This window comes from Pseudomonas lijiangensis (genome assembly GCF_018968705.1).
GTDB classification, from domain to species: Bacteria; Pseudomonadota; Gammaproteobacteria; order Pseudomonadales; family Pseudomonadaceae; genus Aquipseudomonas; species Aquipseudomonas lijiangensis.
In genome coordinates this window covers 2,183,385-2,207,109 of the sequence record NZ_CP076668.1, presented here as the reverse complement: position 1 = coordinate 2,207,109, position 23,725 = coordinate 2,183,385, and the positions used below count along the sequence as shown (strand labels likewise).

Sequence of the window (23,725 nt, the reverse complement as noted above, 5' to 3'; positions counted from 1 at the left end):
TGAACGATGAATGCTGATCTGCAACGCCGATCAGGACCTCCCTCCTGGCGATCAGTTTCTCTACGCGCCATCAAATCAAACTTTTACATCCAGTTACATCCACATTCGGTAATAATTCTCATCGGAGATGTTATATTGTATCCATAACTATCAGGAAGTCCTCCATGTCGTCTCGTAAAATCGCGTCCCTGACCAGCCTGGCAATCGGGGTGCTGGGCAATGTCAGCTTCGCCGAAGAACTGCCGCAAACACTTGAACTCGATAGCGTCAACATTTCCTCCGATTACCACTACGAGACGGCCACCAGCCCGGTTCAGGGTTATCGAGCCACCCGCTCGGCGACGGCGACCAAGACCGATACGGCCATCAAGGACATTCCGCAATCCATCAGCGTGGTTCCGGCCTCGGTGCTCAAGGACCTGGGCAGCAATAATGTCGAACGCGCCCTGGACTATGCCGGTGGTGTGTCGAAGCAGAATAACTTCGGCGGCCTGACGCTTTACGAGTACAGCATTCGCGGCTTTACCACTTCCGAGTTCTACAAGGATGGCTTCAGCGCCAACCGTGGCTACCCGGCGACGCCGGACACTGCCAATATCGAGCGTATCGAAGTCTTGAAAGGCCCGGCAGCCAGTCTGTATGGCCGTGGCGATCCGGGCGGTACGGTCAATATCGTGACCAAGAAGCCGCAACGCGAGGCGTTCACCACGCTGCAAACCAGTGCCGGCAGTTGGGACCGTTATCGCACGGCGCTGGACGTCAACACGCCCCTGGATGAAGAAGGCAATGTCCTGTCGCGGGTCAATCTGGCGGTCGAGGACAACAACAGTTTTCGCGATTATGTCGAGAGCAGCCGTGTCTTTGTGGCGCCCTCTTTCAGCTGGCAGTTGAACCCCGATACCAGCCTGCTGGTAGAAACCGAGTTCGTGCGTCACAAGTCCACTTTCGACCGCGGCATCGTTGCGCCGAACAACAAGTGGAGCGGCATGTCCCGTTCGACCTTCCTTGGCGAACCGAGCGACGGCGATATCGAGAACGACAACAACATGATTCAGGTCGCGCTGGATCATCATCTCAATGATGTCTGGTCGCTGCGTCTGGCCAGTCATTACAAGGAAGGCGAACTGTCGGGCTACGCCAGTGAGTCCCGGGCGCTGAATCCCGACGGACGTACGGTCAACCGCCGCTATCGCGAACGCGACATGAACTGGCATGACAGCATCACCCAGTTGGAACTGCGCGGTCGTTTCGACGCCGTGGGGCTGGAGCATGAGGTGCTGATCGGCACCGAATACGAGAACTACCGCAAGAACGAGCGGGTGACCAATATTGGCGGCAGCAACTATGCCATCGATATCTACAACCCGGTCTACGGCCAGGCCAAGCCCAATGGTGTGCGCACCGGTACGGACTTCTTCGAGCACGTAGAAAGCCGCGCCCTGAACCTGCAGGATCAGATCGTCTTCACCGACAAGCTGCGCGGCATGATCGGTGCCCGCTACGAGCATTTCGATCAGCAGATCGATGACTACACCCCTACCGCAACCAACCCGACCTCAAGACAGCGCCATGATGCGTTCACCCAGCGCGCAGGCCTGATCTACCAACTGACACCGCAAGTGGGGCTGTTCGCCAACGCCTCGACCTCGTTCAAACCCAATAACGGGCTGGACGCGTCAGGTAAAACCTTCGATCCGGAAGAAGGTGTCGGTTACGAGATCGGGATCAAGAGCGAGCTGTTCGACGACCGCTTGAGCACCACCCTCGCCGCCTTCCATATCGAGAAGGAAAACGTTCTGACCCTGGACCCGTCCACCAACGTCAATCGCGCCATCGGCGAAGCTCGCAGCCAGGGCCTCGATCTGCAACTGACCGGTCAGGTCACCGATGCCATTCGCGTGATCGGTGCCTTTGCCTATATCGATGCCGAAGTGACCAAGGGTAGCGGGACCATTCCGACCGGTAGCCGGATTCTCGGCGTGGCCAAGCGCAGCGGCAGCCTGTTGGGTGTCTATGAGTTCCAGGAAGGCGCGCTGCGAGGCTCCGATGTGGGTGCTGCGTTCACTTATGTCGGGGATCGCTCCGGTGAAGCAGGCACCAGCTTCGAGCTGCCGGCTTACCATACCGTGGACCTGCTGGCTCACTACAAGGCCACCGAGAACGTGACCGTGGGCTTGAACCTCAACAACCTGTTTGACGAGAAATACTTCGAGCGCTCCTACAGCAACTACTGGGTTGCACCGGGCGAGCCTCGTAACTTCACTGTCAGCCTGACCCTCAATCTCTGATCGATAACAACAAGGATGCATCATGTTTTGCAAACCATCAGTTCTGGCCTTGAGCCTGCTGGGTACGCTGTTCATGGGTCAGGCCAGTGCCCATGGCCTGTGGACCGAACAGCGTCGCGGCAATATTGAAGTGGTCTACGGCCATGGCGCGGAAGACAACGCCTTCAAGGCGCAAAAGGTCAGCGGAGCCTGGGCCTATGATCTTGCTGGCCGGATGGTTCCGGTCACCGTGCAGCGTCTGGACGACCATGCACGCCTGCAACCCTTGAAGCCGGTGGCTGTGATGTCTGTCGCGCTGGACAACGGCATGTGGACAAAAAACAGAGAGAAGAAATGGATCAACGAAGGCCGCAGCAAGGTACCGGGCGGCACCGATTCGATCCATACCTTCAAGTACAGCCTGGCGATCTATGAAGAAGGCGCTCGCTTACCGTCGTTCGACAAACTGAAGTTCGTGATCGTGCCTCAGGTCGATCCGCTGACGGTCGGGCCAGGCAAACCTTTGCCGGTTCGCGTGCTGGTGGATGGCAAGCCTGCGGCGGGTATCAAGCTGTTCGGGGATTATCGCAGCGCTCCGGACGTGGTGAGTGCCGAGACCGATGCCGAGGGACGTGCCAGTGTGGTGGTGCGTAACGAGGGATTGAATGTGATCGCAGCCGAGGTCACGCTGCCGGTCAAGAACGATGCCGATATCGAAGCGCGAGGCCTGTTTACCTCGCTGACCTTCGTGGGTGAAGCGCATCACGATTGATGCAATAAAATCTGTAGGAGTAATGCCTGTCAGTTAAGGTCAAAAAATCACTTTGTGGGAGGCAGCTTGCTGGCGACTTCAGCGTACGACGCAGAATATCTGCCGGTTTCAAGCCTTTTTCGCCAGCAAGCTGCCTCCCACAAGTTTTGTTTGTGCCTTAACTGATCGGCATTTGTGACTACAGGTATTTCAACCAAGTAATGTCACGCCGCCGTGCCTTGAGCCCGGCAAACCAGCGCACTGCCGGGAACAGCGCCACCGCCAGCAGCACTGAACTCAGCCATACGCCCCACATCGCATCGAAGCCGAAGTAATCGCCCTGATTCTTGCCCCAGATCGCTACGGCAATCAGGTACAGGAACTTCAGTACATACAGATGCAGCAAGTAGAAGAACATCGGTGCCGCGCCCAGGATCACCAGCGGTTTCAGCCAGCCCTTCTCCTGAATACGCTCGAACCAGATCAACACCAGCAGACCAATGCCCAGGGTCAGGCTGAGGAACAGCAATGACGGCGGGTATTTGGTGATATTGAAAAAGCTCATCAGCGTCTGCACGCCGGTTTCACCAACGCTCCAGGGCTTTTCGCCATAGCCGTTGATCACGCGCAGGACCATGAAACCGATCAGCGCACCCAGTCCCCAGACCAGCAAACGGCTGCGACGTGCTACAGCGTCCATGCCCGAGGAAAACCAGGGGCCTGCGGCATAGCCCAGAGCGATGACACCGATCCAGGGCAGCAACGGATAGGAGGTGCGCAGACGCAGCGTATCGCTGACTTCAATCCAGCCACGATCATGCAGGATCGCCCATGGAATGTGCATGGCCGACTCGACACCGAAATGCAGCGAGTCCAGCAGGTTGTGCCCGGCCACGATCATCAGCCCGATCACCACCAGCGCCCAGCGCGGCAGGAACACCATCGCCGACAAGGCCACCATGCTCAGGCCGATGGCCCAGATGACTTGCAGGTAAATGATGGTGGGCGGGAATTTGAAGGTCCAGGCGAAGCTCACCAGGGTGAACTCCAGGGCAATCAGGAACAGGCCACGCTTGAGCAGAAAGGCAGAAACATCAGTCCTGCCACTGTATTTTTCGCCGTACAGATAGGCCGAAAGCCCGGTCAGCAGCACGAACAAGGGCGCGCAGACATGGGCCAGCAAGCGGCTGAAGAACAGTTCCGGAGCTGTGGTAGTCACATCCATGGGATCGCTGACCTGGCGATGCAGGAAGAAGGTTTCCCGCACATGGTCCAGCAACATGAAAAGGATGATCAGCCCGCGCAGGGCGTCGATCGATCGCAACCGTGAGGACGGCGCAGGAGTCGAGGAAACAGCTGTTGTCATGGGAGGTTGTTGTCCGTTGAGGGCTGTAACAGGTGCATATTGCTTCAGCGGGCAAGCTCGCTCACACAAAACGCCGGGCGCATTGTGCCGCAGTCAGGCTTGCCCGTGACAGTGCCATATTTCAGAACTCGTTCTGCAAGGCTTTGTAGCCGCGAACCAGATCGATATTGGTGTGTGCCACATCCTCGGAAAACTCCGAAGCCGAGATACTCACCGGCGGGAACTGCGAAAGATCGGTGTTCGGGCCGATGCGAGTGGTCGATGGCACATAGAAGCTTTCCGGCAGATCGCGACCATCCACCACCGAGTTATGGCGCACGACACTGCCATTCCCCACCTGACAGTTGAACAGCACGCTGTTGAAGCCGACGAAGACACGATCACCCACCGTGCAGGGTCCATGGACGATGGAGCGGTGGGCAATGGACGTGTATTCGCCGATGGTCACTGCCGCGCCGGACTTGGAGTGGATCACCACACCATCCTGAATATTGGAATTGGCGCCGATGATGATCGGGTCCATGTCGCCATTGGCGTTGACCTCGTCGGCACGGATCACGGCATAGGGGCCGACAAAGACGTTGTCCTTGATGATGACCTTGCCGCAGATGATCGCGGTTTTATCGATATAGGCCGACTCGGCAATGACCGGCAGATGGCCGGAAGGGTTCTTGCGGATCACGGTGGTAGTCCTCAGGACATGTAGTTGGAGGTATAGGCCACGGCATCGTGGGGGTGCAGGCTTTCCAGGTGACGCACGCCGACACTGGAGGCGGCGAACAGCCCTTCCAGTGCTTGCTGGATCTTGCGGGCAGCGTCTTCGACGTACATCAGGTTCTGGCCATTGAGACGGGCAAAGGCCTGCTCGTCAGCACGCTTGACGGCGGTCTGCACCGGAGTGCCCAGGGCGCTTTCGGTGGCATCGATCAATGCCATCAGGCCAAGAGCGGTGGCCTGCTCCGGGATGCGTACCTGAACCGTTGCCACGCTGCGCTGGCTGTGAGGGGTCGCGAAGGAAGCGTTGTCACGCAGCCACACCGCCGCCTGATCGGGCGTCAGCGTTTCCTGCCCGGCAAAGCGCGTCAGGAACGCCTGCTCCACCAGTTGACGCGACAGGGCCGCTGAACAGGGGCAGGTCGAGGAATAAGTGACGTCCACCGAGGCATCCAGAGACAACCGCCCTCCGACCCAGAGCGCATTCAATGTCACCGGGTAGGATTTCCAGCCACTCAGGCCTTGGGTTTTCAATGCCGGTCGGCGACACAACAGATTGAAATTCACCTTGAGCCGGGCGCGACTGGAATGGCAGTCGGCATGGCTGGTGACCATGGCTTCAAGCAGCGCCGCCAGGGTGCCGGGAGTGAATGGCTGATGTTCGGCAAAGCTGTCGAGCAAGGTGTAGAGGCGCGACATATGAATGCCCTTGACGCCGGGATCGGCCAGATCGACCTGAAGATCCACATAGGCATGTATCGGATGCGCCAAACCGGGTTCACCCAGCAGAATCGGGACTTCGACACCTTGCATGCCTACCCAGTCAAGAGGGATCAGGACTTTGGAAACTTCCGTCAGGGCAACGTCAGGGAGGGGGTTATTCATGTCTGTAGTTCATCTCGTTGGCCTGCTTCGCCGCCACGGGCGAAGCATGATGTAAGCGATATGGGCAACGTTCTACGCCAACCAATATTGATACACTATAACATTAACAACAAGTAGAACCAGACATGCCTGCTCAGGTATTGCCCCTCAGGTTTTCGCCAGCTCCTCGATCAGGAAATCCCGAAACGCACTGACCGCCGCGGGCAGGTTGCGCCCGGCCATGCTCTGCAACTCGATGCGTCGGGCTTTCATGCCTTCGTCGCTGATCGGCAGAGAGCACAGCTCCTTGCCCAGCAGACGCCTGTCCAGCGTCATTTCACTGGACAGGCTGATGCCGCCCTCCTCCCGGACAAAGCGCAGCAGCGCGCCGATGTAATTGCTGGTCAGCACCGGATCGAACAGCAGACCCTGCACGCCGCAGCAGATATCGAACAACTGGCGCAGTGTCGTATCGGTATTGGTCAGGGCGATGGCATAGGGTTGAAGCTCTGCCAACGAGACTTCAGGGCGTTCAGCCAGAGGATGGGTGTTGCTCACCACCGCGCAGATGGCGCCGGTGTGGATGTACTCGACCTTGATTTCCTTTTGCGGGGTCAGGCTGAACGTCAGGCCGAGGTCGGCATCGCCGGAACGGACCTTTTCCGTGGCCTGGGCCGGTGCGCAGACTTCCAGGGAAAAATGAATGCCCTGATAGATCCGGCGAAACAGCGCGATGGCCTTGGGCAGGAATTCCAGGGCGAAACCTTCGGAACAGGCGATGCGGACATGCCCGCGCTGCAAGCCGTGCAACTCGGTGATTTCCAGTACGACCTGCTCGGCTTCGAGCTGGGATTTGCGCGCATAGGCCGCCAGGCGTATCCCCGCCTCGCTCAACACCATGCCCCGGGCACGCCGCTCGAACAGCACCGCGTCCAGATCCCGCTCCAGCTTGGCGATCTGGCGGCTGACCGCCGATGCCGCGACATTCAGTCGCAATGAGGCCTCACTGATCGACCCGCAGCGCGACACTTCCAGAAAGTAGCGCAAGGCCGTGGATTGCACACCGTAGAGCTGCATGAACGCCTCCAGCGTTGCCTTTTCGGCAAAGCAAGTATCGAAAGATTGTGCTTGTGGCATTGATACGCTTTGCCTAGAGTCATGTCGAGGCCTAATAAAACCATTGCCTGCTTACACCCCTTTCTCCTTTCGCATTTGCGATCCACTGCCCTTTGATACAACCACTTCGCCTTTTGGAGACGACGGCATGGGCATCAAGGGTTTCGCTCGCAGCATTGCGCTGCTGGGCTTGTTCAGCAGCTTTACCGCCTTCGCAGGCAAAGCCGATGACACGCTGGTTTACGCATCCGACAGTGAACCTGAAAACATCAGCCCCTATCACAACGACTTGCGCGAGGGTGTCATCCTCGGTCGCCTCATCTGGGACAACCTGGTCTATCGCAACCCCGACAGCGGCCAACTGGAACCCATGCTGGCCACCAGCTGGAAACAGGTCGACGACAGCACCATCGATTTCGAATTGCGCCAGGGCGTGAAATTCCACAACGGCGATGCCTTCACGGCCGACGATGTGGTGTTCACCCTCAACTACGTGGTGTCGCCGGACTCCAAGGTCGTCACCATACAGAACGTCGACTGGATCAAGAGCGCAGAAAAGCTGGGGGATTACAGCGTCCGCCTGCACCTGAAAAAGCCTTTCCCGGCCGCGCTCGAATACCTGTCCAACGCCGTACCGATGTTCCCGAAAAACTATTTCGAGAAAGTCGGCCTGGCTGAATTCAGCCGCAAGCCGGTGGGCACCGGTCCTTATAAGGTTGCGTCCATCTCCAGCGGTGTCGGCGTGAACATGGACAAGAACCCGGACTACTTCCAGGGCAGCCCGCAAGGCCAGCCGAAGATCGGTCATATCCAGTTCAAGGTGATTGCCGACTCCGAAACACGCCTTGCCGAGCTGATGACCGGTGGCGTTGACTGGGTCTGGCGCGTGGCACCCGATCAGGCGCAAAGCCTCAAGGGCATGCAAAGCCTGGTGGTGACCAGCGGCGGGACCATGCGTATCGGCTTTCTGATCCTCGATGCCCGTGGCACCTCCAGTGCCGACTCGCCCATGAAACACCTCAAGGTGCGTCAGGCAATCAACCACGCCATCAACCGTGAAGGCCTGGCTTCACAACTGGTGGGCGGCGAAAGCAAACCGCTGCAAGTGGCCTGCTACCCTGGCCAGTTCGGTTGCGACACCACGGCTGCGACTGTCTATAACTATGACCCGGCCAAGGCCAAGGCACTGCTTGCCGAAGCGGGCTACCCCAATGGTTTCGAGACTGAAATCTTCGCCTACCGCGACCGTGACTATGTAGAAGCGATTATCGGCAACCTGCGCGCCGTAGGGATCAACGCCAAGCTTCGCTACCTGAAATACGCGGCACTGCGTGACCAGCAGCGCGGCGGCAAGGTGCCGATGTCGTTCCAGGCCTGGGGCTCGTTCTCGATCCTCGACACTTCCGCCTCGGCCGGTACCTGGTTCAAAGGCAACCCGGACGACAACATCAAGGACCCGCAAGTCCAGAGCTGGCTGCAAACCGCAGACAACGCACTGGACCCACAGGTGCGCAAGGACAACTACCGCCTGGCCTTGCAGCGCATCAGCGAACAGGCCTACTGGGCACCGCTGTTCAACTACTCGATGAACTACGCGTACGTCTCGGACCTGAACTTCAAGCCGTACCCGGACGAACTGCCCCGCTTCGTCCTGTCGAGCTGGAAGTAAGCGCCACCTGAAGCAAACCGGTGAGTGCGGCACGACTGCCGCACTTGCGTTCATCCCATGGATACAAGGTCACTTGCCATGTATGGATTCCTTTTGCGTCGTCTTGGTATCGCCCTGTGCGTGGCGATTACCGTGTCGATCATCAGTTTCTCTCTCCTGCACCTTTCCGGTGACCTGGCCACCGCCATTGGCGGACCGGAAGCCACCAGCGAACAGATCGAGCAGATCCGCGTGCAGTACGGCCTCGACAAGCCGCTGGTCACGCAATACTTCAACTGGCTGGGCGACCTGCTGCGCCTGGACCTGGGTGATTCGTTCTTCTTCCAGGAATCGGTCTACAACCTGATTGCCTCGCGCCTTTCCATCACATTGGGCCTGGGCGCCATGGCTCTGGGCATCGCCCTGTTGATCGCCATTCCCCTGGGCGTGCTGGCAGCGGTCAAGCGCGACACCTGGATCGATCGCCTGGCCTTGAGCATCGCCGTTCTCGGTCAGGCGATGCCCAGCTTCTGGTTTGCCCTGATGCTGATCGTGGTGTTCTCGGTCACGCTGAAATGGCTGCCGGTTTCGGGCAATGCCACCTGGGCGCACTTCGTGATGCCCGCCATTGCCCTGGGTTACTACGCCACGCCGGCGATCATGCGCCTGACCCGTGCCGGCATGCTCGATGTCCTCAACTCCGATTACATCCGCACGGCCCGCGCCAAAGGGCTGCGGCCTTCCACCGTGCTGTTCAAGCATGCGCTGCGCAATGCCCTGATCCCGGTGGTCGCCCTGGCTGCCGTGGAGTTCGGCTTCATGCTCGGTGGCTCGGTGGTCATCGAAACAGTGTTCTCGTTGCAAGGCATCGGTCAACTGGCCTGGGATGCCATCGCCCGTGACGACTTCCCGGTGGTTCAGGCCGTGGTGCTGCTGATTGCCGTGATCTACATCGTTCTCACCCTGCTGGCCGACGTGCTCAACGCACTGCTCGATCCGCGCATTCGCGTGAAATAGGAGGCCCCATGAGCACGACGACTTCATCCGCTCTGGTCATCAACGACTACCAGCCACCGGCAAAAAGCATCCTGCGTAGCCTGCGCAACAGCCTGCGTCATCGCGGCTTTGCGATTGGCATGTTGCTGCTGGCAATCATTCTGTTCGGTGCGCTGTTCGCGCCCTGGCTTGCACCTTACGACCCTTACGCCCAGGACGTCATGCTGCGCATGAAGCCACCGGTATGGATGGCCAATGGTTCATGGGACTACATTCTGGGCACCGACAAGCTGGGCCGCGATTACCTCTCGCGTCTGCTCTATGGGGCGCGGATTTCGCTGTTCATCGGCTTCTCGGCAGCGCTGATTTCCGGCCTGATCGGCACGGTCATGGGCCTGCTGGCCGGTTACTTCGGCGGCAAGGTCGATGCCGTGATCAGCTACCTGATCACCACGCGACTGGCTATGCCCGTGGTCATGGTCGCCCTGGCCTCGGCCTCGCTGATGGGCGGCTCGCTGAAGGTGGTGATCATCCTGCTCGGCTGCCTGCTCTGGGACCGTTTTGCCGTGGTGGTACGTGCCGCCGTGCAACAGATTCGCGACGCCGAATATGTCGCCTCGGCCCAGGCTCTGGGCTGCTCGACCTTCCGCATTCTGGCCAGTGAAATCCTGCCGAACCTGGTGGGCGCGCTGATCGTGGTCGCCACTCTGGAGATGGCCCACGCCATCCTTCTGGAATCTGCGCTGTCGTTCCTGGGCGTTGGCGTGCAACCGCCGATTCCGTCCTGGGGCCTGATGATCGCCGAAGGTAAACCCTACATGTTCTTTTCCCCATGGGTCATTGCCATCCCCGGCGTCGCACTGATGGTGCTGGTGCTGGGTATCAACCTGGTCGGTGACGGCCTGCGTGACTTGATCCTGCCCGATGGGCGCAACTGACAGAGGATATCCGGACATGGCTCTTTTGCATGTTGAAAACCTGCGCGTCGATATCCCTTTGGGTCAGGAAACCCTGCATGCCGTTCGCGGCCTGGATTTCCATGTCGAGCGCGGCGAAATGCTGTGCATCGTCGGCGAGTCGGGATGCGGCAAGTCCCTCACGTCCCTGGCGCTCATGGACCTGCTGCCGCGCAAGGCAAAACGTACGGCAACGCAGCTCAGCCTGGACGGCATCGATATGCTGACCCAGAGCGAACGCCAGATGTGCGACCTGCGGGGCAACCGGCTGGCCATGATCTTTCAGGAACCCATGACGTCCCTGAACCCGGCCTACAGCATTGGCGATCAGTTGTGCGAAGTGCTGCTGCGCCACCGCAAGGTGTCACGCAAGGACGCCATGCAGCGTGCAGCGCAGATGCTGGAAAAAGTCGGCATCAGCAATGCGGGCGAACGCCTGCGCCAGTACCCGCATCAATTGTCGGGCGGTCTGCGCCAGCGGGTCATCATCGCCATGGCCTTGATGTGCGAGCCCGATGTGATCATCGCCGATGAACCCACCACGGCACTGGACGTGACCATTCAGGCGCAGATCCTGCGGCTGATTCGCGACATCCAGAAAGAATTCGGCATGGCCGTGATCTTCATCACCCACGACCTGGGGCTGGTTGCACGTATCGCGGACCGGGTGGCCGTGATGTACGCCGGGCAAATCGTCGAGACGGCCCCCGCCGTGCAGTTGTTCGAGAACCCGCAGCACCCTTATACCCGCGGCCTGCTGGCCAGTATCCCGATTCCGGGACGCACACAACCGGGTCAGCCGCTGGGGTCGATTCCCGGTCTGGTGCCGAGCCTGGTGGGCGAACAACAGGGCTGCGCGTTCCGCAACCGTTGCTCGCAGGCGGTTGAAGCCTGCGCCAGTCACGTACCGGCGGTGGAGAGCGACGAGCACATGGCCCGCTGCCTGTTTGCCACACCTGGGACCAACCCCGTCTTCCACCGGGAAGGAGCACTGTCATGAAAAAAGATATCGCTCTGGAACTCTGTGATATCCGTCGGGAATTCAAGATCAATCGCGGCTTCTTCAAACCGACCGCCACCCTGAAAGCCGTGGATGGCGTGTCCCTGCGCCTGATGCGCGGCGAAACCCTGGGACTGGTGGGTGAATCCGGCTGTGGCAAGAGCACGCTGGCAAAAATGCTCTTGGGACTGCTGCCGCCCAGCAGCGGCGACGTGCTGGTCAACGGCAAACACCTGGCCGCCACCGACCGCAAGGAAATGGCGCGCCGCATCCAGCCGATCTTCCAGGACCCCTACTCCTCCCTGAACCCACGCAAGACCCTGCGCGAAATCGTTACCCTGCCGATGATCGTGCATGACATCGGCACCACGGCCGAACGCCGCAAGCGTACCGAAGACATGCTGGATGTGGTCGGCTTGCCAAAGCGCGTGATCGACAGCTACCCCAGTCAGTTGTCCGGAGGCCAGCGGCAGCGTGTCGCCATCGCCCGGGCGCTGATCATGCGTCCGGATGTACTGATCTGTGATGAGCCTACTTCTGCACTGGACGTTTCGGTGCAGGCACAGATTCTCAATCTGCTGCAGGACCTCAAGCACGAGTTCGGCCTCACTTACCTGCTGATCAGCCACAACCTGGCGGTGATCGAACATCTGGCCGACCGGGTTGCCGTGATGTATCTGGGCCGTATCGTCGAAGAACGCAGCCGTGAATCGCTGTTTTCAGAGCCGGGGCATCCTTATACCCAGGCACTGCTGGACTCGGTGCTGACCCCAGACCCGCATCTGGGCATTCCCGATCTGGGCCTGCACGGCAACTTTCCCAACCCGATGTCGCCCCCGACCGGCTGCACATTTCATCCGCGCTGCCCCAACTGCGAAGCCAACTGCAAGCAACACTACCCGGCCAATGCTTCCGTCAAGGGCGGAACCGTACGCTGCCATCTTCGCGACACCCCTCAAAAACTGGAGCTCGTTGCCTCATGAGTAGTCGCTCGAATGCTATCGAAAACGTCTGCGAACAATTCGACAACGGCGCTTTCTTCGCCCTGCTGCAAAGCAGCGTTGCCTACCCGACCCAAAGCCAGGAAGCCGCCAGCCTGCCGGAGCTGTATCGCTACCTGAAAGAATTCATCACGCCCCATGTGGAGCGCCTGGGTTTCAGCGTGCAGATCCATGAAAACCCGGTGGCCGAACGCGGCCCGCTGATGATCGCCACCCGTATCGAAGACCCGCAACTGCCAACCCTGCTCAGCTATGGCCACGGCGATGTCGTGCGCGGCTACGACGCGCAATGGTACGAAGGCCTGTCGCCCTGGAATGTCGTCGAGCGTGGCGAGCGCTGGTACGGTCGCGGCACGGCCGATAACAAGGGCCAGCACCTGATCAACCTGACCGCACTGGAGCAGACCCTCAAGGCTCGCGACGGCAAGCTGGGATTCAACGTGAAGCTGCTGCTGGAAATGGGCGAAGAAGACGGCTCCCCCGGCCTGCGCGCCTTTTGCGAAGAGCACAGCGAAGCGCTGGCGGCCGATATCTTCATTGCGTCCGACGGTCCTCGCCTGGCGGCCTCACGCCCGACGCTGTTTCTCGGCTCACGGGGCGTCTTCAATTTCGAGCTGAACGTGGACCTGCGTGAAGGCGCGCATCACTCCGGCAACTGGGGCGGGCTGCTGGCCAACCCCGGCATCATCCTGGCCAATGCCATCGCCAGCATGGTGGATGAAAAAGGCCGTGTGAAAGTGGCAGGCCTCATGCCCAAGGCCATTACTGAAAAAGTACGCGAAGCACTGAGCGACATCGAAGTCGGCGGCGGCCCCGGCGACCCGGATATCGACCCGCACTGGGGCGAACCTGGCCTGACCCTGAGCGAAAAGGTGTTCGGCTGGAATACCCTGGATGTTCTGGCGTTCAAGACCGGCAACCCGGACGCTCCGGTTCACGCGATCCCCGGCAAGGCCTTTGCCCATTGCCATATGCGCTTTGTGGTGGACAGCGACTACACCACGTTCATTCCGGCAGTACGTGCTCACCTGGATGCCCATGGCTTCAGCAATGTCGAGGTCAAACAAGGCCGGATCGACGTCATGAACGCTACTCGCCTGTCGCCTGACAGCCCGTGGGTGGAATGGGCGCTGGGTTCGCTGATCACCACCACCGGCAAGAAACCCGCCCTGCTGCCCAACCTCGGCGGCTCGCTGCCCAATGACGTCTTTGCAGAAGTGCTTGGCCTGCCCACGGTCTGGGTGCCACATTCGTACCCGGCGTGCTCCCAGCATGCCCCCAACGAACACCTGCTGGCACCGGTGGTCAAGGAAAGCCTGCAAATCATGACCGGTCTGTTCTGGGACCTGGGCAATGATGCTGCACGCCTGACCCGTGAACACCAGGCCATGGAGAACGCTTTGTGAACGAACTGCAAAAGCAGACCCGCCAATGGCTGGCCGGGCAATACGATGCCATGGAGTCGCTGCTGCAACGGTTGGTGGATACCGACTCCAACAGCTACGACAAGGCAGGCGTCGATGCGGTAGGTGAACTGCTCGCCGCCGAACTGCAGGCCGACAGCATCCCTGTCGAACGCATCGCCGTCGAAAACTTTGGCGATGTGCTGCTGGCGGAACTGCCCGGTGGTCCGGGCAAGCCAGTCCTGCTGCTGGGGCATCGCGATACGGTGTTCCCCAAAGGCACCACCGCCACTCGCGGCTATTCCCGCGATGACAAACTGGCCTACGGCCCGGGCGTTGCAGACATGAAAGGCGGGCTGGTGCTGAACTGCTTTGCGCTCAAGGCCCTGAAACGCCTGCCACCCCTGCCGTTTCCGGTACAGATCCTCTATACCGGCGATGAAGAGATCGGCTCGGGCAGCGCCCGTGCTCATATAGAACGCTATGCCCGTGCAGCACAGGCCGTGCTCAACCCTGAGCCGGGACGCGCCAGCGGCAACGTGGTCAGCGCACGCAAAGGTGGCGCCACGCTGATCATCGAAGTCAGCGGACGCGCCGCCCATTCGGGCGTCAACCATGCCGACGGTGCCAGCGCCATTGAGGCACTGGCGCACAAAATCATCAAACTGCATGCCTTGACCGACTATGCGGCAGGCATCACCACCAATGTGGGCTTGATGTCCGGCGGCACCTCCAGCAATACCGTCGCCCCCACTGCCACGGCAAAGCTCGATGTACGCTTTGTGGAACTCAGGCAGTGGGATGAAATTCTCAAGGCCATTGAGGCCATCGTCGCCGAAGAGGAACTGCCCGGCACGTCAGCGCGTCTGCTGGAAGCCACCACCTTCCTGCCCATGGAAGCCAGACACAGTGCCGAGCTGCTGCGTCTCTATCAGCAACAGGCGACTGAACTGGGCTTCATCGTAGAAGGCGAATTCACCGGCGGCTGCGCCGACTCAGGGTTCACTGCCAGCCTGGGCATCCCGACCCTGTGCGGCCTGGGCCCGGTGGGCGGCAAGGTGCATACCGACCGCGAATACCTGGAACTGGATACGCTGGTTCCAAGGGGCCAGGCACTGGTCGCCACCATTCTGGCGCTGAATGAGTCATCCGCTCTCAACCGGTAAGGGTAATACCGATCAGTTAAGGCAAAAACAAATCCTGTGGGAGGCAGCTTGCTGGCGAACAGGCCTGAAAACCGACAGATATTCTGCGTCTGTACGCCAAAGTCGCCAGCAAGCTGCCTCCCACAAAATGATTTATGACCTTAACTGCTCGGCATTACCCGGTAGCGAATTCATTCGCGAAAAAGCCCACCGCTTATTCCAAGGACTGCCCCATGCCTGACTCCGACCTGCTCAGCCAATCCGCCACTGAACTGCGCGCCCTGATCGGCAATAAACAGCTTTCTCCTGTCGAGTTGCTGGACGCCTGTATCCAGCGCATCGAAACCCTCAACCCGAAGATCAACGCCTTTTCCGCCACCTGTTTCGAGCGCGCTCGCCAGGAGTCCAAAGAGGCCGAGCAGGCGGTGATGCAAGGCAAGCCGCTGGGGTTGCTGCATGGCCTGCCCATCGGCATCAAGGACCTGGAAGAAACCGCCGACGTCCTGACCACTTATGGCTCACAACTGTTTCGCGACAACGTGCCCAGCCGTGACAACCTGTTCGTGGCTCGCCTGCGCGGCGCCGGAGCGGTCATGGTCGGCAAGACCAACGTCCCGGAAATGGGCGCAGGTGCCAACACGCGCAATGTGGTCTGGGGCGCCACCGGCAACCCCTTCGACCCGAACCTGAATGCCGGTGGTTCATCGGGCGGTTCGGCGGCTGCGCTGGCGGTGGACATGGTGCCGCTGTGCAGCGGTTCCGATACCGGCGGTTCATTGCGTATTCCCGCTGCGTTGTGCGGCATCGTCGGCCTGCGACCTTCACCGGGGCTGGTGCCCAGCGAGCGCAAGAAACTGGGCTGGACGCCCATTTCCGTGGTCGGCCCCATGGGTCGAACGGTAGCTGACACGCTGCTGCAATTGCGCGCCTCTGCCGGCCTGGGCCAGTCCGACCCACTGAGCTATGCCATCGACAGCGACGAGTTCGCGCCCCGCTCCATCGACCTGAGTCAATTGCGCGTCGGCTACAGCGAAGACTTCGGCAGTTGTGCAGTGGATAACGATATACGCGCCGTATTCCGGGCAAAAATCGACGCCCTCAAGCCTCTGTTCAAATCCTGCGAAGCCATCGACCTCAATCTGGAAAGCGCCCATCACACGTTCGACGTCTTGCGAGCCGAAGCTTTCGTGGCCGGTCTTCAGGATGCCCATGATCGCGACCCGGATGCACTTGGCCCCAACACCCGCGCCAACTATGAAATGGGCGCGGCCATGTCATTGCAGGATTGCGTCAAGGCCCATGGCGAACAAAGCCGTATCTTCCGCAGCTTTCAGCGACAGTTCGAGCGCTACGACCTGATCCTCGCCCCCACCACGCCGGTTTCGCCCTTCCCGTGGACCGAGTTGTACCTGCGTGAAGTCAATGGCGTGCCGCTGGACAATTACTATCGCTGGCTGGCGCTGTGCTACACCATCACGCTGACCACCAACCCGGCGGTTTCGGTCCCTTGCGGCCTGGATCACAAAGGCATGCCGTTCGGCCTGCAAGTGATTGGCGGCTTTCGCAAGGATGCAGACTTGATGGCCTGCGCCCAGGCCCTTGAAGACGCAACCACTGGCGACCCACGTCTTTGCCGACCCAGACCGGATCTGCAAAAGCTGATGGCCTCGGCCGTGGACCTGACTCATATCGTCACCCATCCACCGATTTATGGCGGTTCGAGTACCCGCAAGCCGGAGATAGGGGCGATGTGACCTGCATGGTCGGGCATAATGCCCGGCCATTCCCCCCAAGGAGCTCCAACCTGTGGCCGTTTCCCAAGCCATCCTGCCGATATTCCTGTTGATCGTCCTGGGGTACGTGCTGGGGCGCCGCAAGGCACTCACTCCCGACAGCACCAAAGCCCTGAGCAATCTGGCCTTCAAGCTGTTCATGCCCATGGTGCTGTTTACCGGCATGGCCAAGGCGCCGCTGCACGATGGTCTGGATATCCGGATACTGGCGGCCTACTTCATTCCTGCGCTGATGGTCTTTGCGCTGGTCAATCTGGTGAACCACCGCTTTGCGGGGAAGCCGACACCTTTTGGGCTGACGGCGAGCTTTTCCAATAACGTCTTGATCGGCATTCCGATGATTGCCGGTCTGTTCGGCAATCCGGGGCTGGTTCTGCTGTTTACCGTGATTGCCGTTCACAGCCTGCTGCTGTTCAGCTTCCAGAGCCTGTACGACAGTTTTGCGGGCAACGAGCCATTCAACTCACGCTCATTGATTGCCAGCCTGGCCAACCCGATGATCATTGGTCTGCTGCTGGGCGTGGCGCTGAACCTCTCCGGCCTGGCCTTACCGGACTGGGCCGATCACCTCACCACCTGGCTGGCCCAGGCCGCCCTGCCCTGCGCCTTGATCGTGCTGGGCGCCAACCTCTCCAGCTACCGGCTGACTCCCAGCGCCGAGGCATTGGGCATCACCTTCGCCAAGCTGGCGCTGATGCCGCTGCTGGTGTTGCTGGCCTGTATCGTTCTGGGTATCGAGGGCATGCCGCGATCCGTGCTGGTGCTGATGGCGGCAGGACCGTCCGGGGTCAATGTGCTGGGCTTTGCCCGGAACATGCCGGATGTGCAGAAAACCAGTTCGGCGATCTGCATGACCACCATTCTGTCGGCGGGGACATTGCCGCTGTGGATGTGGATCGGGACGCGGCTGTAGGAGCGAATTTATTCGCGAAGGGCTTCGCGAATAAATTCGCTCCCACAGGGGATCAGACGGCCACTGCTTCTACCTTGCGATGCTTCTCGTACAGGAAGCTCAACACCGCATGGCGATACTGGTTGTACAGCGGGTCATCGGCCATGGCGATACGGTTGCGTGGGCGCGGCAGGTCGATCGTGAGGATTTCGCCGATGGTCGCCGACGGGCCGTTGGTCATCATCACGATGCGGTCGGAAAGCAGCACCGCTTCGTCAACGTCGTGGGTGATCATCAGCACCGTGTTCTGCAATTCGCTCTGGATACGCATCACCTCGTCCTGCAAGTGGGCGCGAGTCAACGCATCCAGTGCGCCAAAGGGCTCGTCCAGCAGCAGGACCTTGGGCTGCATGGCCAGCGCACGGGCGATGCCGACCCGCTGCTTCATGCCGCCGGACACTTCACTCGGGCGCTTGTGCAGGGCATGGCTCATGCTGACCATGTCCAGGTTATAGAGCACCCATTCATGGCGCTCGGCCTTGCTCTTGCTGTGTTTGAACACCTTGTCGACCGCCAGCGCCACGTTCTCGTAGACCGTCAGCCAGGGCAGCAGCGAATGGTTCTGGAACACCAGGCTGCGATCCGGGCCCGGTGTGCGAACCTCCTTGCCATCCAGAATCACCGCACCGCTGGTGGACTCGGTCAGACCGGCCACAATATTCAATACCGTCGATTTGCCGCAGCCCGAGTGGCCGATGATGGAGATGTACTCGCCCCGCGCCACTTCCAGGTTGACACCGGTCAGGACCTGGCTGGAGACGCCGTCACGCTCGAAGGTCTTGCTGACGTTTTCGATGCTCAGATATTTGTCGTGCGCATTCATGTGCTTGCTCCTTAACCGGCCGATGTGCCGCGAGTGACCAGATGACCGATCAGGGCCACCAACCGGTCGAGTAGAAACCCGACGACACCGACATAGATCAGCGCCAGGATGATGTCGCTGATGCGCGAGGCGTTCCACGCATCCCAGATGAAGAAGCCGATACCCACGCCACCGATCAGCATTTCGGCGGCAATGATCGCCAGCCAGGAAAGGCCGACGCCGATACGTAGGCCGGAGAAGATGTACGGCGCAGCAGCAGGCAGCATGATCTTGCAGAAGTACTCCACGCCATTGAGACGCAGGACCTTGGCCACGTTGCGGTAGTCATCGGGAATGTTGCGCACGCCCACCGAGGTATTGATGATGATCGGCCAGATGGCGGTGATGAAAATCACGAAAATCGCCGAAGGATGGCTGTCCTTGAAACCTGCCAGCGACAGCGGCAACCAGGCCAGCGGCGGTACGGTACGCAGGATCTGGAACAGCGGGTCCAGTGCGCGCATGGCCCAGGCCGACTGACCGACCAACACCCCGAGGCTGATCCCGGCGACCACCGCCAGCGTATAGCCGTAAGCGACACGTTGCAGGCTGGCGAGCAGTTGCCAGGCCATGCCCTTGTCATTACCGCCGTTGTCATAGAACGGATGGATGATCAGCTCCCAGGTTTCATGAATGACCTGGGTCGGCGGCGGCAAGGCCGCGCCCTTGCCGCTGCAGAGCATTTGCCACAGCAACAGAAACAGCGCGCCCACCACCAGCGGTGGCAATACACCCTGCACAAGGAACTGACGCAGGTTCTTGATCCGGGCAGGCCAGCGACTGGCAGGCTTGCCGGTGACGCTCACGGGCGTTCCCGCGGCCTTGAAGCTTTTACTTTCAGCGTTCATCGATTTCTCCCAAGCGAGTGGCCACTATCAGGACAGAGCCTTGATGGTCTGGCTGTCCAGATAGGCCTGCGGGTTTTGCGGATCAAAGGTCTTGCCATCGAAGAACCTCTCGATGCCACGCGAGGTGGAGGCCGGAATCTGTGCCGCCGGTACGTTCAGTTCAGCCGCTGCCTTGCGCCAGATGTCTTCACGGTTGACCTTGTCCACCAGCGCCTGGCTGTCGAAACCCTGCGGCAGGTAGCCCCAGCGTTTGTTCTCGGTGAGGAACCACAGGTCATGGCTCTTGAACGGGTAGGACGCGAACTCGTTCCAGTAGCGCATCAGGAACGGGCTGTTTTCCACGACCTTGCCGGTGCCGTAATCGAAGTTGCCTTTCATGCGTTGCACGATGTCGTCGTAAGGAGCGTTGATCCAGCGGCGCTTGGCGCAGATTTGCGCGACCTCTTCCTTGTTTTCCGGCTGATCGCAGAACATCTGCGCTTCCATCACGGCCTTGAGCAACGCCTTGGCCGCGTTGGGATTGGCGTCTACATAGTCGGCACGCAACGCCAGGGCTTTTTCCGGGTGGTTATTCCAGATTTCGCTGGTGGTGTTGGCGGTGTAGCCGATCTTCTGATTGACCAGTTGCCCGTTCCACGGCTCGCCCACACAGAAGCTGTCCATGCTGCCGACCTTCATGTTGGCGACCATTTGCGGTGGCGGCACGACGATGGTCGACAGGTCCTTGTTCGGATCGATGCCACCGGCCGCCAGCCAGTAGCGCATCCACAGGTCATGGGTGCCGCCAGGGAAAGTCATTGCGGCGTTGATGCTCTTGCCGGCTGTCTTCTTGGCAGCCAGTGCGGTCTTGAAAGGCGCCGAGTCGAGGCCCAGTTTCAGGTCAGCGTATTCGTTGCCCACGGAAATGCACTGGCCACCCACGTTCAGGCGCGCCAGGATGTACATCGGCACCGGCCTGTTATTGGGGGTGATCTTGCCTGCGGCGATCAGGTAAGGCATGGGCGTCAGGATGTGTGCGCCATCGATGCCATTGCTGGCCGAGCCCAGTACCAGGTTGTCGCGTGTGGTGCCCCAGGACGACTGTTTCAGCACTTCGACACCGGTCATGCCGTACTTGGCGAACAGACCTTTCTCGTCGGCCACGAACAGCGGCGCGGCGTCGGTCAGGGCAATGAACCCCAGCTTGGCACTGGTGGTTTCCAGGCCATCGGTGCCAGCAGCCCAGACCACGGACTGCAAGCCAGGTGGCAGGATACTCAGTGCTGCACCGCCGCCCAGCAAGCCCAGCGACTGTTTGAGGAAAGACCGCCGAGGTGCATTTTCCGGGCTGTCTTGCTCAAGGCTATCTGGCTTATCGTCCATTTCATTCCCCCAAAAACACGCATAAAAAAACGGCGTACACACACTCCTGGCTTTGCCAATGAGCATGTGGACGCCGTTGTCCGGAATTCGCTTATGTGCCGCGGTCTTCGTCTGGAAGCACCCGGCTTGCACAACCTGCAAAGCAGTTTGCATGCCAGCTCTGCAGCAACCACGAATCGCGTGGCTTGTAGCGAAGATGACGTATCTGGCTCGCGGTGCGCCTCAAGATCGTTTCGCACATTACTGGGGCGCGACCTGCGCCGCTTGCCCGGCGCAAGTGCACAAGGGTCAGTGGCGTTTACGTGGCGCCGGACGTGCTGCGGCAAAGGCCAGCAGAGTCTGGGAGACATCGACCATACGCTGGCCACGCTCCATCGCCGACTGGCGCAGACGCTCATAGGCCTGGCCTTCGCTCAATTGATGCTCGTCCATCAACAGACGCTTGGCCCGTTCGATCAGCTTGCGTTCGTTGAGGGCCTGTCGTGCCTCTTCGAGTTCATCATTGGCGCTCAGCAGGCGCTGGGTCTGGGACTGCAACAGATCCAGAACCGAACGCCCAAGGTTCGGCCCCAGGCCATCGGTTGGCGTACTGTCCAGATCAATGGCCTGGACACTGAACAGACGCGCCTGATCGACACTGCCTTCGGCTTCCAGGCTCACCAGACGGGTGAGCAATTGTCGGTGGTTGTCCAGATCGGCACGGGCCTGCTTGATGCTCTCCTGACACTTGACCAGCAGCCCGTCGGCCAGATAGATCTCGATATCGCGCATGGCATCGATGCGCAGGGTGTTGAGGTCGAACCAGACTTCGGAAAGCATCGAGTCGACTTTCTCGTCTTCCGAGGTTTTCAACGCCACGCCACGCAAACGCCCAAGCTGCGCCACGCAATCGCTGCTTTCCTGATTGCGCCACAGGCGTCGTGCATCGTCGTCGGCAAACTGGATGAAGGTCTGGAAGCAACGCTCCTGGCTCTGCACCAGATGCTGAAGCCGGTCATGGGCTGCAGCATCGAAATAGCCCGCCAGAAAACCTCCCACACCACAGGCGCGCTCTTGCCCGGCCAGTTCCTTGCCCTGCATGAAATTGAACATCGCTACCAGCACACGGGTGACCACAGGATCAATCGCTGTGTCGGCGGCCTCGAACACCACCGCCAGCAAGCCACCGATCAGACGGCTCAGCACCATGGTGGCGTCCTGAGGGGTCAGCCGCTGCTCGCGAATACGTCGCCGCAAGCCGGGCAACTCATCCAGGCCATGCATGACATAGGCAATACGGTTGAACAGCCGGGCCCGGTCGGATGCGCTGGCGGCGTCCAGATCGATGCGCTCGAAAGAATCAAGGACCCGGGCTTCAACGGCCTTGGCCTCGGCTGTCAGTACATCGAGCTGGGTCAGGTGATGGGCCTTGCCGCTGCCCAGAAACATATTGGAATAACCACGCTCACGTTGCAGGGCATGCACCAGCTGGCCGACCTGCGTCACCATCTGACAAGTGGAGGCCAATCCTTCCAGGCCTTCCAGTTCGCTGCGGCGCGCAGCCAACATGAAACGCAATGCTGCGGGCATGTTTTTATCAGTCATGGACTAGCTTCACGGTTGGAGATGGGGGTCTCCATGCAAAAGCAGGTCCATGCCTGATTCAATCTGGTGCATGTAATAGGTGTAACGGGAGAAGACTGACACTTACTGTGGGAGGCGGCTTGCCGGCGACGGGGCCGGTGAAGTCAAAGCATTTTTATCGGCTTCACGGTAGATGTCGCCAGCAAGCTGCCTCCCGCCAGTTTCGTTTGCGCCCAATTTATCGGCAGACAGAGCCAATGAATTTGCACACGGCCCCTGTGATTACTGCTTGATGAAGTCCAGCAGATAGCCATTGATCTCATCGATCAATGTCGTGCACATGCCATGGGAGGCACCAGGGATGATCTTCAACACCGAGCCGTGCACCAGTTCTGCGCTTTTCAGGGCCGAAGCGGCAATGGGCACGATCTGGTCGTCATCGCCATGCAGAATCAGGGTGGGAATATCGAACTTCTTCAGGTCTTCGGTGAAATCGGTTTCGGAAAACGCCTTGATGCAATCCAGCTCACCCTTGATAGAGCCCAGCATGCCGATGGCCCAGAACGCATCGATGGTGCCCTGGGAAACCTCGGCGCCCTCGCGATTGAAACCATAGAAAGGTATCGCCAGCTCCTTGAAGAACTGCGAACGATTGGCCGTGACGCTTTCGCGAATGCCATCGAAGACTTCGATAGGCAGCCCGTCGGGATTGGCCTCCGTCTTGAGCATGATCGGCGGCACTGCACCAATCAGCACTGCCTTGGCGACTCGTGCAGTGCCATGACGGCCAATATAGCGGGCGACTTCGCCGCCGCCAGTGGAGTGACCGACCAGAACCGCGTCCTTCAGGTCCAGCGCCTCGAACAGCTCGGCCAGATCGTCGGCGTAAGTGTCCATTTCATTGCCATCCCACGGCTGGCTTGAGCGGCCATGTCCGCGCCGGTCGTGAGCAATGACCCGGTAGCCGAGGCGACCCAGGAAATTCATCTGGGCATCCCAGGCGTCGGCATCCAGCGGCCAGCCATGGGAGAACACGATCGGTTGCCCGGTGCCCCAATCCTTGTAGTAGATCTCGGTGCCATCTTTGACTTTCAGCAGGCCCATAAACATCAATCCTC

At 59.9% G+C, this 23,725-nt stretch carries 20 protein-coding genes; 11 read left to right on the top strand and 9 right to left on the bottom strand.

Annotated features, from left to right (window positions below; genetic code table 11):
• The first annotated feature begins 164 nt into the window (after window positions 1-164).
• Window positions 165-2,288 carry a TonB-dependent siderophore receptor gene (locus KQP88_RS09665; protein ID WP_216705506.1) on the top strand — a complete coding sequence of 708 codons (2,124 nt, stop codon included), beginning with the start codon at window positions 165-167 and terminating at the stop codon, window positions 2,286-2,288.
• A gap of 22 nt (window positions 2,289-2,310) precedes the next feature.
• The gene (locus tag KQP88_RS09660; protein ID WP_216705505.1) at window positions 2,311-3,039 is read left to right on the top strand and encodes a DUF4198 domain-containing protein; all 729 of its coding nucleotides are present in this window, start codon (window positions 2,311-2,313) and stop codon (window positions 3,037-3,039) included.
• A 178-nt stretch (window positions 3,040-3,217) separates the two neighbouring features.
• Here KQP88_RS09660 and KQP88_RS09655 read toward each other — a convergent pair whose 3' ends face one another.
• The 4 genes from KQP88_RS09655 to KQP88_RS09640 all read right to left on the bottom strand — a co-directional run bounded on the left by KQP88_RS09655 (window position 3,218) and on the right by KQP88_RS09640 (window position 7,039).
• Complete coding sequence (locus tag KQP88_RS09655; protein ID WP_216705504.1) at window positions 3,218-4,384, bottom strand: DUF1624 domain-containing protein; 1,167 nt, start codon at window positions 4,382-4,384, stop codon at window positions 3,218-3,220.
• A 121-nt stretch (window positions 4,385-4,505) separates the two neighbouring features.
• The gene (locus tag KQP88_RS09650; RefSeq protein WP_025259656.1) at window positions 4,506-5,066 is read right to left on the bottom strand and encodes a gamma carbonic anhydrase family protein; all 561 of its coding nucleotides are present in this window, start codon (window positions 5,064-5,066) and stop codon (window positions 4,506-4,508) included.
• Between the two features lie 11 nt (window positions 5,067-5,077).
• Complete coding sequence (gene folE2, locus KQP88_RS09645; RefSeq protein ID WP_216705503.1) at window positions 5,078-5,983, bottom strand: GTP cyclohydrolase FolE2; 906 nt, start codon at window positions 5,981-5,983, stop codon at window positions 5,078-5,080.
• A gap of 147 nt (window positions 5,984-6,130) precedes the next feature.
• A complete protein-coding gene (locus KQP88_RS09640; RefSeq protein WP_200993062.1) occupies window positions 6,131-7,039 on the bottom strand; it encodes a LysR substrate-binding domain-containing protein in 909 nt (302 codons plus the stop codon).
• 187 nt (window positions 7,040-7,226) lie between these two features.
• Between KQP88_RS09640 and KQP88_RS09635 the strand changes: the two genes are divergently transcribed.
• From KQP88_RS09635 to KQP88_RS09595, 9 genes are all read left to right on the top strand, one after another.
• Window positions 7,227-8,747, top strand: coding sequence for an ABC transporter substrate-binding protein (locus KQP88_RS09635; protein ID WP_216705502.1), 1,521 nt, complete (start codon window positions 7,227-7,229; stop codon window positions 8,745-8,747).
• A gap of 78 nt (window positions 8,748-8,825) precedes the next feature.
• Window positions 8,826-9,743, top strand: a complete 918-nt coding sequence (locus tag KQP88_RS09630) for an ABC transporter permease (RefSeq protein WP_025259652.1) — start codon at window positions 8,826-8,828, stop codon at window positions 9,741-9,743.
• An 8-nt stretch (window positions 9,744-9,751) separates the two neighbouring features.
• A complete protein-coding gene (locus tag KQP88_RS09625; protein ID WP_198728646.1) occupies window positions 9,752-10,660 on the top strand; it encodes an ABC transporter permease in 909 nt (302 codons plus the stop codon).
• A 16-nt stretch (window positions 10,661-10,676) separates the two neighbouring features.
• Window positions 10,677-11,678, top strand: coding sequence for an ABC transporter ATP-binding protein (locus KQP88_RS09620; RefSeq protein ID WP_216705501.1), 1,002 nt, complete (start codon window positions 10,677-10,679; stop codon window positions 11,676-11,678).
• Entirely contained in the window at window positions 11,675-12,661 is a 987-nt protein-coding gene (locus KQP88_RS09615; protein WP_216705500.1) for an ABC transporter ATP-binding protein, read from the top strand. Before KQP88_RS09620 ends, KQP88_RS09615 begins: the two co-directional genes overlap by 4 nt.
• Entirely contained in the window at window positions 12,658-14,085 is a 1,428-nt protein-coding gene (locus KQP88_RS09610) for a M20 family metallopeptidase (protein ID WP_216705499.1), read from the top strand. Before KQP88_RS09615 ends, KQP88_RS09610 begins: the two co-directional genes overlap by 4 nt.
• Window positions 14,086-14,135: 50 nt before the next feature.
• Window positions 14,136-15,248: a M20 family metallopeptidase gene (locus KQP88_RS09605; protein ID WP_260406294.1), complete on the top strand. Its 1,113-nt coding sequence runs from the start codon at window positions 14,136-14,138 to the stop codon at window positions 15,246-15,248.
• Between the two features lie 212 nt (window positions 15,249-15,460).
• Window positions 15,461-16,981: an amidase gene (locus KQP88_RS09600; RefSeq protein WP_216705497.1), complete on the top strand. Its 1,521-nt coding sequence runs from the start codon at window positions 15,461-15,463 to the stop codon at window positions 16,979-16,981.
• 52 nt (window positions 16,982-17,033) lie between these two features.
• Window positions 17,034-17,933: an AEC family transporter gene (locus KQP88_RS09595; protein WP_216705496.1), complete on the top strand. Its 900-nt coding sequence runs from the start codon at window positions 17,034-17,036 to the stop codon at window positions 17,931-17,933.
• A 52-nt stretch (window positions 17,934-17,985) separates the two neighbouring features.
• Here the strand turns inward: KQP88_RS09595 and KQP88_RS09590 are convergent, their stop codons facing one another.
• From KQP88_RS09590 to KQP88_RS09570, 5 genes are all read right to left on the bottom strand, one after another.
• Complete coding sequence (locus tag KQP88_RS09590; protein WP_216705495.1) at window positions 17,986-18,795, bottom strand: ABC transporter ATP-binding protein; 810 nt, start codon at window positions 18,793-18,795, stop codon at window positions 17,986-17,988.
• An 11-nt stretch (window positions 18,796-18,806) separates the two neighbouring features.
• Window positions 18,807-19,682 carry a nitrate ABC transporter permease gene (gene ntrB / locus KQP88_RS09585; RefSeq protein ID WP_200993071.1) on the bottom strand — a complete coding sequence of 292 codons (876 nt, stop codon included), beginning with the start codon at window positions 19,680-19,682 and terminating at the stop codon, window positions 18,807-18,809.
• Window positions 19,683-19,709: 27 nt separating this feature from the next.
• Window positions 19,710-21,044 (bottom strand): CmpA/NrtA family ABC transporter substrate-binding protein, encoded by a 1,335-nt coding sequence (locus tag KQP88_RS09580; protein WP_216705494.1) that lies wholly within the window; start codon window positions 21,042-21,044, stop codon window positions 19,710-19,712.
• 288 nt (window positions 21,045-21,332) lie between these two features.
• Window positions 21,333-22,628, bottom strand: coding sequence for a nitrate regulatory protein (locus tag KQP88_RS09575; RefSeq protein WP_216705493.1), 1,296 nt, complete (start codon window positions 22,626-22,628; stop codon window positions 21,333-21,335).
• Window positions 22,629-22,889: 261 nt separating this feature from the next.
• The gene (locus KQP88_RS09570) at window positions 22,890-23,711 is read right to left on the bottom strand and encodes an alpha/beta fold hydrolase (RefSeq protein ID WP_216705492.1); all 822 of its coding nucleotides are present in this window, start codon (window positions 23,709-23,711) and stop codon (window positions 22,890-22,892) included.
• Window positions 23,712-23,725 lie beyond the last annotated feature (14 nt).